This window comes from Paenactinomyces guangxiensis, from assembly GCF_016055185.1.
GTDB classification, from domain to species: domain Bacteria; phylum Bacillota; class Bacilli; order Thermoactinomycetales; family Thermoactinomycetaceae; genus Paenactinomyces; species Paenactinomyces guangxiensis.
On the sequence record NZ_JAECVR010000018.1, the window covers coordinates 83,690 to 95,272 of the forward strand.

The 11,583-nt window shown below is 46.6% G+C and carries 8 protein-coding genes and 1 riboswitch; of the genes, 7 read left to right on the forward strand and 1 reads right to left on the reverse strand.

Annotation, left to right across the window (positions count from 1 at the left end; translation table 11 throughout):
• Window positions 1-8: 8 nt before the first annotated feature.
• Entirely contained in the window at window positions 9-908 is a 900-nt protein-coding gene (locus tag I8U27_RS15625; protein ID WP_181753187.1) for a cation diffusion facilitator family transporter, read from the forward strand.
• A 73-nt stretch (window positions 909-981) separates the two neighbouring features.
• On the opposite strand, the gene namA is transcribed toward I8U27_RS15625, so the two are convergent.
• Window positions 982-2,004 carry an NADPH dehydrogenase NamA gene (gene namA, locus I8U27_RS15630; RefSeq protein ID WP_181753210.1) on the reverse strand — a complete coding sequence of 341 codons (1,023 nt, stop codon included), beginning with the start codon at window positions 2,002-2,004 and terminating at the stop codon, window positions 982-984.
• Window positions 2,005-2,279: 275 nt separating this feature from the next.
• Between namA and I8U27_RS15635 the strand changes: the two genes are divergently transcribed.
• From I8U27_RS15635 to I8U27_RS15660, 6 genes are all read left to right on the forward strand, one after another.
• The gene (locus I8U27_RS15635; protein WP_181753211.1) at window positions 2,280-3,236 is read left to right on the forward strand and encodes an AAA family ATPase; all 957 of its coding nucleotides are present in this window, start codon (window positions 2,280-2,282) and stop codon (window positions 3,234-3,236) included.
• Window positions 3,237-3,246: 10 nt separating this feature from the next.
• Window positions 3,247-4,470, forward strand: coding sequence for a DUF58 domain-containing protein (locus I8U27_RS21185; RefSeq protein WP_198065891.1), 1,224 nt, complete (start codon window positions 3,247-3,249; stop codon window positions 4,468-4,470).
• On the forward strand, window positions 4,451-6,706 hold the full coding sequence (locus I8U27_RS15645) for a DUF4129 domain-containing transglutaminase family protein (protein WP_181753192.1): 2,256 nt from the start codon (window positions 4,451-4,453) through the stop codon (window positions 6,704-6,706). The genes I8U27_RS21185 and I8U27_RS15645 overlap by 20 nt, the downstream gene beginning before the upstream one ends.
• A gap of 46 nt (window positions 6,707-6,752) precedes the next feature.
• Window positions 6,753-6,813: riboswitch (purine riboswitch) on the forward strand.
• A gap of 159 nt (window positions 6,814-6,972) precedes the next feature.
• Window positions 6,973-8,514, forward strand: coding sequence for a glutamine-hydrolyzing GMP synthase (guaA, locus tag I8U27_RS15650; RefSeq protein WP_181753194.1), 1,542 nt, complete (start codon window positions 6,973-6,975; stop codon window positions 8,512-8,514).
• 214 nt (window positions 8,515-8,728) lie between these two features.
• A complete protein-coding gene (locus I8U27_RS15655) occupies window positions 8,729-10,048 on the forward strand; it encodes an NCS2 family permease (RefSeq protein WP_269751022.1) in 1,320 nt (439 codons plus the stop codon).
• Between the two features lie 99 nt (window positions 10,049-10,147).
• Window positions 10,148-11,308, forward strand: coding sequence for a peptidase MA family metallohydrolase (locus tag I8U27_RS15660; RefSeq protein ID WP_181753196.1), 1,161 nt, complete (start codon window positions 10,148-10,150; stop codon window positions 11,306-11,308).
• Window positions 11,309-11,583 lie beyond the last annotated feature (275 nt).

An 11,583-nucleotide genomic window follows, 5' to 3' on the forward strand; every position in this document is an offset into this window, starting at 1 on the left:
AAGAAAGAGTGGTCAAGCTGCCGCGGCCAAAGCAGGATGGGGCTCAGAAAGGTGCCTGGTTGAGTATCATCAGCTATGCCATTCTGTCTCTCATCAAGTGTTGGACGGGTGTTGCCGCCCATTCCCAGGTGGTCTTTGCGGACGGATTAAATAATCTGTCCGATATTCTTTTATCTGTTGCTATTTTGATTGGCCTGAAAGTGGCCGTTCAGCCCGCAGACCAAAACCATCCCTTTGGCCATAGCAAAGCGGAAACTGTGGCTACTCTCATTGCCGCATCTTTTATGGTTTTAGTATCGCTCAATATTTGGCTAGACGCCGCCCAAACCCTGTGGAAAGGCGGAGAAAAAACGATTCATCCAATCGCGCTGTATGTATCTCTCGGCTCTGCTTTTATCATGTATATGGTTTCGCTTATTAATTTCCGCTTGAGCAGAAAGACAGAGAGTCAGGCACTTGAAGCATCCGCTCATGATAATCGGTCCGACGCACTGGTCAGTCTTGGGGCCGCTGTGGGTATTTTCGCCGCTGACCGGGGATTTGCATGGATTGACCCGGTGGCTGCCTTTGTGGTGGGGATCTTGATTTTGCGGACTGGTTGGGGGATTGGCCGTCCGGCAATCGATTCGCTAATGGACGGTTTTGATCAAAATAAATTGTCCGGGATCGAAGAGCAAGTGCTCAACATCGACGGCATCCGCCAGGTAAAGGAGTTGCGGGCCAGAAATCACGGACCTTATGTGTTTGTTGAAGTAACAGTGGGGGTGGATGAGCATTTATCTGTAGGTGAAAGCCACTCCCTTACCGAGAAAATAGAGCAGAGGTTAATCGGATATGAGAATATTGAACACGTTCATGTCCATGTGGAGCCAAAATCGTTAACACCGGTTGGATGTACTCCGGATTGACCTGCTGTTCCAAAAATATGTAAAAAAAGCTTCTTTCACGATGAAAGAAGCTCACCCCAAACAGGAAATATGATTAAAATGCCCGTTCATATTGGTTTGGGCCCATATATTCCAGCCCCCGCTTTTGCGCCGCCCGAACTACCCAGTAGGGGTCACGCAGTAACTCCCGTGCGAGAAAGACCAGGTCTGCCCGCTGATTTCCAAGTATCTCTTCCGCCTGTTCGGGGGTTGTGATCAAGCCGACAGCACCTGTGGAGATTCCGGCCTCTTTTTTGATTGCTTCAGCAAACGGAACTTGATAGCCCGGATAAACAACAGGGGGTGGCTGCGGGATGTTTCCGCCCGAAGAAACGTCGATAAGATCCACACCCCACTCTTTCATCATGCGGGCAAGTACTACACTATCTTCTATGGTCAGGCCGTCCGGATGATGGTCAACGGCCGAGACGCGAACATACAGGGGAAGTTCTTCTCCCCAGTTCGCTCTGACAGTTTGAATAATTTCTTTTAGAAGACGGGCCCGGTGAAGTAAGTCACCGCCGTATTTGTCTGTCCTCTTGTTGCTGAGAGGAGAGAGAAATTGGTGAATCAGATATCCGTGGGCAGCATGAACCTCCACAACATCAAAGCCGATTTCTTTCGCTCTTCTCGCTGCATTTCCAAATGCCTCAATAACCTCATTTATCTCTTGTTCCGTCATGGCCTCAGGCATCCGGTCGGTTTCGCGAAACGGGATGGCGCTTGGAGCAATGATCGGCTCATCCACGATTGCTTTTCTTCCGGCATGTCCGAGCTGAATCCCCATTTTTACGCCCTGTGACCGGGCAAATTCCACGATCTTTCCAATTCCCTCCATTTGCCCGTCATCCCATAGACCCAGGTCTTGCATGCTGATTCGGCCGCGGCTTTCCACTGCTGTTGATTCAATCATCAACAGGCCAACCCGTCCCGCCGCCCGCGTGCCGTAATGAACGATATGCCAATCGGTTACTTTGCCGTCTGGAGTGGCCGAATACATACACATGGGTGAACAGACAATCCGGTTTGAAATGGTACAGTTTCTTTGTGTGAAAGGTTGAAATATGTTAGACATTATAATGGCCTCCCGGTTGGAATCTTATCAATATCATTAAACAATTTAAAGGTAAAATTCGTTATAATGATTATAAATAAATAATTGAAAAATAAATACTTTTTTTGCATCCGAGGTAGACCTGCTGCTGAAACCGGGAGCTTGAATAGGTCAAAGGTACCAATGGCAAGGGGCCTCTTTTTTCAAGGGTAAAACTTCGTTGCGTTGAAGCGTGGAGGTGCAGAGCCAGCCCCCAAAAAAGGAATCCAATATGGTGGAGGACTCAAATGGTGAAAAATATGAACCCAAGTCCAAACTGGGATCAAGGAAACAAACTGATAGAAAAAATGGTCAACAATATTGAAAAAGTGCTGATTGGCAAGCAATCTGTGATTCAACTCTGTCTGGTTGCCCTGCTGGCAAAAGGCCATGTGCTGCTGGAAGATGTGCCGGGTGTCGGGAAAACCATGTTGGTAAAAGCACTGGCCCGTTCGTTGGGTTGTAAGTATCGTCGTATACAATTTACCCCGGATCTACTTCCTTCAGACGTAACAGGAGTGTCCATTTTCAACCAAAAAACATTGGAATTTGAATTCCGCCCGGGTCCCTTAATGTCCAATATTGTGCTAGCCGATGAAATTAACCGTACATCGCCGAAAACACAGGCTGCTTTGCTCGAGGCACTGGAAGAGGGGAGTGTTACGGTGGACGGGCATACCTACCAGCTGGAATCCCCTTTTTTTGTCATGGCTACACAAAACCCCATTGAATATGAAGGTACCTTTCCTCTGCCTGAAGCTCAGCTGGACCGGTTTTTACTAAAACTGAGCCTGGGATATCCCGACACGGGACAGGAAATGGAAATGATTAAACGCTTTCAATATGAACATCCAATCAATGAAGTGGCTGAGGTATGGTCCCGGAATGATTTGCATTTCCTGCAGCAACAGGTTCTAAATGTTTATGTCGATGATGCTATCGTTGAGTATATGGTTAATATTGTAAAGCAAACCCGAAATGAACCGGACCTGTTTTTGGGAGCCAGTCCGAGGGCTTCATTGGCCATTTTCCGCTCTTCCCAGGCACTGGCCCTGATCCGTGGCAGAATGTATGTGGTACCGGATGATGTGAAATATTTAATCCCCTTCACTTTATCTCATCGCATCCTGTTAAGTTCAGAGGCCCACATGAACGGTAAAACACCCGAACAGGTTCTGGAGCGGCTGCTGCGGCAGATTCCCGTACCAGTAACCTAGGCGGAAGAAGGTGTCAGAAGTGATCAAACGTGATGCCTCGGGATTGTTGTTATTAACCGGACTGACATTGATCTGGGCAGTGATGGCAGTCAGGATGGGCGGTTTTGTATCCGGCTTTCTGTTTTACACAGGACTCATTTTTACTATTTTGGAGGCCATTGTCTATTTCACATGTTTCAGGGGGTTGTCTGTTTCCCGAAATATTTCACAACATCGTTTAATGGCCGGGGACCATATTCGGGTTTCTCTTACATGCGCCAGGCATTATTTTTTTCCGTTTACCTGGTTTACCCTGCGTGACCTGAGCGATCTAAAAGATCAATGTTCCATTGGAGAGGCTGAGTTTCTGGTTCCCAATGAAAAAAACGTGAAATTGGACTATTCTGTTTACAACCTGCAACGCGGACGTTATCATTTCAACCAATTGGAATGTACCGGCGGAGATCTTTTTGGTCTTGTCCGTAGAACAATGACCATTCCACAACCTGAAACCGTGCTTGTCTATCCGCGGGTTCAACCGATTACCCACTGGAACTCTTTCGCCGGAAATCCCGGAAGCCAAAAACAAACTTATAAGCGCAACTGGCAAGATCCCAGTGCAGTTACAGGGCTGAGAAATTATCAGGTTGGCGACCGGCTGCAACAGATTCACTGGAAAGCATCTGCCCGGGGACAGGGGATGAAAGTGAAAGAATTTGAACATGAAGTGTCCTGTGAATACGTGTTTGTTCTTGATCAGAGGGAGCAAGCTTACCGGGGACTGCCGCCGGAAGTGTTTGAAAGGGCTGTTTCCCTGCTGGCCTCTTTAACAAATTTTACGATTCAACACCGGTATTTTACTTCAATGTTGTTGACAGGAGCTCATCCGCATTATCTAAGTGCCGGCAGAAATGAAGAGCATTTTGTCCGTATTTTAAAAGCGCTGGTTGATGTAAAACCAAATGGCCGTCAGTTGTTGCAAGCCTTCAGTCACCAGAGTGGCTTGCAGTGGAGAAAAGGAAAAAAAGTGGTCCTGATCAGTCCGGGGATGGATGCCCCCTGTTACGACTTTTTAAATGACTTGCGAAGAAAAAAAGCAGAGGCAGAGTTTTTTTGGATAGCTGATTTATCCCGTTCTTCTCCACCCCTGCAGCAAAAGTGGAGAACATTACACTTACCCGTTTGGAAAATTGATCAAAATTCCTTTGACATGGCCTTGCGGGGAGGTGCATGGGTTGGCTCCGTCAGTTCTTAATCAAATAGGTCTTATGAAAAAAGCTGGCTTGTTTCTGATGGCCTCCCTTTTATTCTGGGAGGTGCTGAATCCCCTCTCAGAGATCACAAACACGGAGCGGCTTGGTATTTTTTTTATCGGGTTTGTTCTGTTTCTTTTTCTCAATGTGAGCTGCCTTACGGTCTGGGTACGGGTTCCGATAAAATTACTTATCATTTATTTTTTGATAAACGCGATTTTTTACCCTGATCTTTTGTTCCGGGCAAGTGACTGGCATACACAGTTGTTTGTGGCATTGGATGAAGAATGGAAACAGATGGGAGAAGTTTCATTTTTGGCTGTACCTGCCCCTGTTACCCGTTCGGTCTGCTTTTTTTTAACACTCTGGATGTTAAGCAAACCATGGGCCTGGTGGTTTTTGTCCCGAAATTTAATTTACATCCCCTTTTTGCTCGTGTTTCTCTATTTGCAGGTTCTGGATATCGCAACAGATTACGATGCGGGTGGAACCACAGTCCGGGTTGTGATCTATGCGATTTGCTGTTTTTCATGGATCCAGTGGCAAAAGCTGCTTTTTCGCTTGCCGGCTCTGGATAAAGCCCCGAAAGGGTGGATCGGCTGGACAGCTTTATTATTGATTCTGGTTATTTCCCTCGGAGTTACACTGCCTAAAATACATGCTGCCGAAGGCCGTACCTTCTCCATCCTGTCAGGGGACGGGGGAGGGGAGGGCCAGGGAGCATTTGCGGGAAAACGAATCGGTTACAGCCGTGATGACAGCAATCTGGGTGGGCCGCTGATCCTTGACGAGAAAGTGGTTTTTCAAGCCAAAACGGACGAGCTGTATTACTGGCGCGGCGAGTCGAAAAGCGGTTATACGGGCAGGGGATGGATTCGCGAAGAGTACGGGTATAGTGATCAATCACGTGATACCATGAAGAGAGTGGACAACGGTTGGGTTGAGATTCAGGAAGACCGCGCTTTTTACAACCTTTTTTACCAGACCCGGGTGAAGAAAAACCGGGTTGAAGTCCGATGGATAAATCCCATGTATACAACCATGTTTGTTCCGGGGCAGTTAAGGCGGGCTTATCAGATTGACGGACAGGAACCGCTGGGAAAATTTGATTTTGTCACCCAGTGGAGCTTTACCACCTATATCCGATCGTTGACAGGTAAGAAATTTAGACAATATTCCATGGAAACCGAGATTCCGGTGGTTGATGAAGAGAAACTGCGGAAAGGGATGTCCACGGTCCGGGACGGGAGTTATCTGGGGGTAAATCAATCAACTATACTTCCTGATACGGTTCCGAAAAGAGTCAGCGATTTGGCTGTGACGGTTACAAGAAAGGCCAAAAACCCTTATGACAAGGTAAAAGCAGTAGAAAGTTTTTTGAAAGACGGTCATTTCCGGTATGAAACCCGGGATGTGCCTCCGTTGCCTGAGGGACAGGACTTTGTCGACCATTTTTTGTTTGAAACAAAACGAGGGTATTGTGATCATTTTTCCAGTGCAATGGTTGTGATGTTAAGATCGGTCGGCATTCCCGCCAGATGGGTCAAAGGGTTTGCTGAAGGAGAAAGCCGGTTTAACGGGAAAACACAAAGATATGATGTCACGGTCAGGAACAAAGATGCTCATGCCTGGGTTGAAGTATATTTTACTGGTGTGGGCTGGATTCCCTTTGATCCTACCCCCACCTTTTCCGTTCCGGCTTCGCTTGATCATTCCCTGGACACCTCCCAAACAAACAGAAATCAGACAGGTAGTCCCGCCGCAACGAACCAGCAGGCAAGCCTTTTAGAAAAGCGGTTGGAACGTCAGGAGACCCAAGATCAAGAATTAACAGGTGCCACTGGGGAAGCATCGTCCGGACAAAATTCGGAATGGAAATGGGTTCTTCTATATATAGCTGTTACCGGTGTTGTTCTTACCCTTGCGGTCCGGATGTTGCGAAGAAAAGCCGGATGGTGGATGCTGCACCGCTATCGAAGGACCGGGAATAATCAATCATTTATAAAGGCGTATCAATCATTGATGAAATGGGTTCAGCACAAGCGCGGAAAACGAAGGCCGGATCAGACCTTGCGGGAATATTGGCACTCAAGTGAATGGACCAGCCTTTCCAAAGAGGCGATAACCCTGACGAAACTGTATGAAGAAGCCAGATATGGGAAAAACGAAAAAAGACAAAATTACTGGGTGCAAGCATGGAAATATTGGAAAATGATCCTTAAACAGCTTCGACCTTGACCGCTTCTTAACCGCTCTGGTATCATATTTCCAGGTTGCCTAGACCGTATATGCTCAGGGATATGGCCTGAGCGTTTCTACCCGGTTACCGTAAATAACCGGACTACCAGTATAGGTCACCGGGATGCCTTAATACTTCTTCATTCCGTTTGCGGGATTGGTGAAGAAATTTTGGGGACCGGGGTCCTATATCGCTTGAAGCGGTATAGTGCCCGGTTTTTTGTTTGATAAAGGCTTTGACAGACATTTGGGAAAAGGGGTTAGTTATGAGTAAACCAGTTGAACGTGTAGTCGTCCTCGATTTTGGCGGACAGTACAATCAGTTAATTGCCCGTCGGATTCGTGATTTAGGTGTGTTTAGTGAACTATTGCCGCCCCACACATCTGCGGAAGAGTTGAAAAAGATTCATCCAAAAGGAATTATTTTCTCCGGGGGTCCAAACAGCGTTTACGACGAAAAGTCCCCCAAGTGTGATCCCGGCATATTTTCTCTCGGTATCCCGATTTTGGGAATTTGTTATGGAATGCAGATGATCGCTTATCATTTTGGAGCCGGGGTGGACCGCGCTCACAAGCGGGAGTACGGAAAGGCAGAGTTGGATATTGTTTCTGACAGCCCCATATTTAAAGGGCTGGACAAAACGCAATGGGTATGGATGAGTCATAGTGATGTTGTTGTGTCTCCACCGGAGAGCTTTCGCGTAGATGGAAAAACAGACTCAGCCCCCATCGCGGCGATGAGTGACCCAAAAAGGCAGATTTATGCTGTTCAATTCCATCCGGAAGTGCGCCATTCTCTGTACGGAAATGAGATGTTGCATAACTTTTTGTATGAGATCTGTAAATGTTCAGGGCAGTGGAGCATGGAAACGTTTATTGAAGATGCGGTAGCCGAAATTCGGAACCGGGTCGGCGGGGATAAAAAAGTATTGCTGGCCCTCAGTGGTGGAGTTGACTCCTCAGTTGTGGCTGCCCTGATTCACAAAGCAGTGGGTGATCAACTCACCTGTATGTTTGTTGATCACGGATTGCTCCGCAAAGGAGAAGCGGAAAGTGTTGTGCAGACATTCGGTGAGCATTTCCATATGAACCTGGTCAAAATTGATGCCAGAGAACGCTTTTTAAAGAAGTTAGCGGGTGTAACAGATCCTGAACAAAAAAGAAAAATCATCGGGAATGAGTTTATCCGTGTGTTTGAGGAAGAATCGGCCCGGTTTGGAGATCATCATTTTCTCGGACAGGGAACTCTCTACACGGACATTATTGAATCGGGAACCGATACGGCACATACGATTAAATCTCACCACAATGTGGGCGGTTTGCCGGAAGATATGAAGATGGAGCTGATCGAACCGCTCAATACCCTGTTTAAAGATGAGGTTCGCAAAGTGGGCGAAGAGCTTGGATTGCCGCATGAAATTGTCTGGCGCCAGCCTTTCCCGGGGCCCGGCCTGGGGATTCGGGTCATCGGTGAAGTAACTGAACACAAGCTGAATATTGTCCGTGAATCCGATGCGATCTTAAGGGAAGAAATTACAAAAGCCGGATTGGATCGCGAAATTTGGCAGTACTTCACAACCCTGCCGGACTTCCGCAGCGTGGGCGTGATGGGGGATGTTCGCACTTATGCTTACACAGTCGGAATTCGTGCTGTGACCTCCGTTGACGGAATGACAGCCGACTGGGCCAAAATTCCGTTTGAGGTATTGGAGCGCATTTCAAATCGCATTATTAATGAAGTTGATGACGTAAACCGGGTTGTCTACGATATTACCTCAAAGCCGCCTGCAACGATTGAGTGGGAATAATACAAAACGTGGGAGGTGCAAACTGTTACTTATAACACGCCAAATCGTCGAAGCCATAGAGAGCAAAAGAGATAACAGACGGGGCCAGCGGCAGATCAGACACTGGTTTTACCGGATGAGACTATGTATATACAAATGAGCGCAATAGCGAGCGGTTGAAGCAGGCAAACTCTTGGTATAGACATTTGGCTATGTTTTAAGTGGCAGAGAGACAATGACATCATGGCTGGCTCGATATTTTGGTTTTGCTGAACTTGAAACGAATTTAAAAAGAGAAGTATTAGCCGGGATTACTACTTTTTTTGCAATGGCCTATATTTTGATTGTCAACCCGGCCACCCTGAATAAGGCCGGTATGGATCTGGGAGCTGTTTTTGTGGCCACCGCTGTTTCAGCAGCGGTCGGCACATTTCTGATGGGAATTCTGGCTAATTATCCGATAGCCTTAGCACCGGGTCTGGGGTTGGGTGCTTATTTTACCTTTTCGGTTGTGTTAGGGATGAAGGTTCCCTGGCAAACAGCTTTAGGTGCTGTCATGATCTCCGGGGTTCTCTTTTTCATTTTAACGGTAACCAAAATTCGCGAATGGATCATTCATTCAATTCCCCCCGGTTTGAAATATGCTGTTTCCGCCGGGATTGGACTATTTATCGCTTTTATCGGCTTGAAAAATGCGGAATTGGTTGTACCCTCTGAATCGACATTTGTTACTTTTAATGCGGATTTCATCAAAAGTCCGGCGGTTCTGCTGGCCCTGTTCGGCCTTCTGATCACGGCGGTATTGATGGTTCGCAAAGTAAAAGGAGCTATTTTTATCGGAATGGTTGCCACTACGATTGTGGGAATCATTGCAGGACAGGTGAAAGTACCTACAGACTTCTTTGCAATGCCCCCCAGTGTTGCCCCCACCTTTCTTCGATTGGATGTAGCGCACGCTTTTGACCTGGGGCTGTTTACTATTGTATTTGCTTTCCTTTTCGTAGATCTGTTTGATAATGCAGGGACCCTTGTAGGGGTTACCAGTCAGGCCGGGCTGTTGAAAAATAATAAATTGCCGCGAGCGGGCAGGGCATTACTTACGGATTCAATTGCCACTATGACAGGGTCTGCCTTAGGGACATCTACGGTTACCTCTTTTATCGAATCATCAGCCGGTGTGGCCGCAGGGGGACGTACGGGGATGAGCTCGGTAACCACAGCTCTTTGTTTTGTTGCGGCCCTGTTTTTCTTTCCGATCATCGAGACGTTTGCCTCGGTACCTGCCATTACTTCTCCGGCATTAGTTATCGTTGGTGTTCTGATGGCAAGCAATTTGAGAAAAATTGAATGGGATTCTATTTCTGAGGCGATCCCCGCTTTTCTAACCATTGTCATGATGCCATTATCCTTTAGTATTGCGACGGGAATCGCTGTTGGATTTGTTTTTTATCCCCTGTGTAAATTAATTGCGGGTGAAGGGAAAAAAGTCCATCCGATTGGTTATGGGTTGGGCGTTGTATTTATTCTCAGATTTATCTTCCTCGGAAGTATTTAAAACAGGAAAAGAGCTTTCTTCAGTTTGAGGAAGGCTCTTTTTGTATATTTTCGGACCTTCTTCTAAAAATAGATAAAGGTTGGAGAAGGAGGAGAAGCGATGGGATTCAAGCAGAAGATCCTCATCAATCTTTCCGTTTTGCTTTTGTTTACAGCATTTATTCAGGGGCCCTGGATGGAAAGCACACTGGCTGTACCGCCCATGCATCGTCATTCGGCCGAAGTGACTGTCCGGCAATTGATGAAGCAAAAAGAGCAGGCGATTAATCAAAAAAATTTGTCCCGTTTTACAGCGGTTCTATCGCCGGAGCGGAAGATGTATGTCCTGGAGCAGAAGAGATGGTTTGAGGATGCAGTTCAACATATCGACCCGGGCTCTTTTCGGTTGAAGGTTTTATCTGTTTTTCCTGACCGGGAAGATCGGTTGCGGGCTTGGATTCATCAGTCGTATACCAGGAAAGGCCGGGTGTATGCGGTGAAATATCCGCTGCTCATTGTGAAAACGAAACAGGGATGGAAAGATGCCGATCTGGCTTTTAAACAGATCAGCAATGATTCCATCGTTATTCATTATTCGGATCCGTCCTTGAAAGATCAGGCCTATATTGCACTGGATACAATCAAAAAAGCAGTCTACGTTTTAAAACAAAGGTTTCACTGGTCCCCCAAGCGCATTGAGGTAAAACTTTATGAAGACCCAGAGGTATTTCGCCAATCGGTGAAGCCTTCTCTACCTGATTGGGTAGGTGGTTGGCATGAATCAGGTCAATCCATTAAATTTATCGGCGGACCTGGTGACCATAAACTATTTGCTGCCGGACTGGTTCATGAGTTAACCCATCAGATGGTAAGTGAACTGACGAATGATAATGCCGCCTACTGGCTGCAAGAAGGTGCGGCGATGTACTATGAAGCCCATTTGCTGCCAGGATTGCACGAGGATCAATGGTTAGACTATACACAGCAACGACGCCCCATCACCCTGGTTCAACTTGAACAGCTCAATTTGGAGCGGCTTACCGATCGGGAGGCTTACCAATACTACTTAACTTGCTATCAACTGTTCCGTTTTCTGGTTGAGGAATTTGGGGAAGAACGGATTCAACAATTGTTTATGGCACTTCAAAACCTGCCCAACGTGGATGCAGACAGCAGTGAAAAAATTCAATTGTTAAATCGGCGGACACGTGAAGCCTTAAAGCAAACTTTTCATTTGACTGTGGAAGATATTGATCGTAAACGAAAACAAAAGAGATATTAAAAAAAGTATTGACTTAAGGAAAGTATCCATGCTATATTAGTTTACGTTGCTGATACGGCCGCTTCTCTGGCGGCTTAGCGGACACAGAAAAAAACTTCAAAAAACTTGTTGACATAATCGATTAGCTGTGATAAGATAGATCATGTCGCTGCTTAAATGAGTCAGCGACAAACGAAACAAGTGTTCCTTGAAAACTAAAGAGTGATTACACGACCTGTTGATTCTTTTTGAGCAATCAAACTTCATGGAGAGTTTGATCCTGGCTCAGGACGAAC

Coding starts and splice junctions, on each gene's coding strand:
- I8U27_RS15635 (WP_181753211.1), top strand. CDS start 2,280: ATGAACCCAAGTCCAAACTGGGATCAAGGAAACAAACTGATAGAAAAA.
- guaA (WP_181753194.1), top strand. CDS start 6,973: ATGAGTAAACCAGTTGAACGTGTAGTCGTCCTCGATTTTGGCGGACAG.
- I8U27_RS15655 (WP_269751022.1), top strand. CDS start 8,729: ATGACATCATGGCTGGCTCGATATTTTGGTTTTGCTGAACTTGAAACG.
- I8U27_RS15660 (WP_181753196.1), top strand. CDS start 10,148: ATGGGATTCAAGCAGAAGATCCTCATCAATCTTTCCGTTTTGCTTTTG.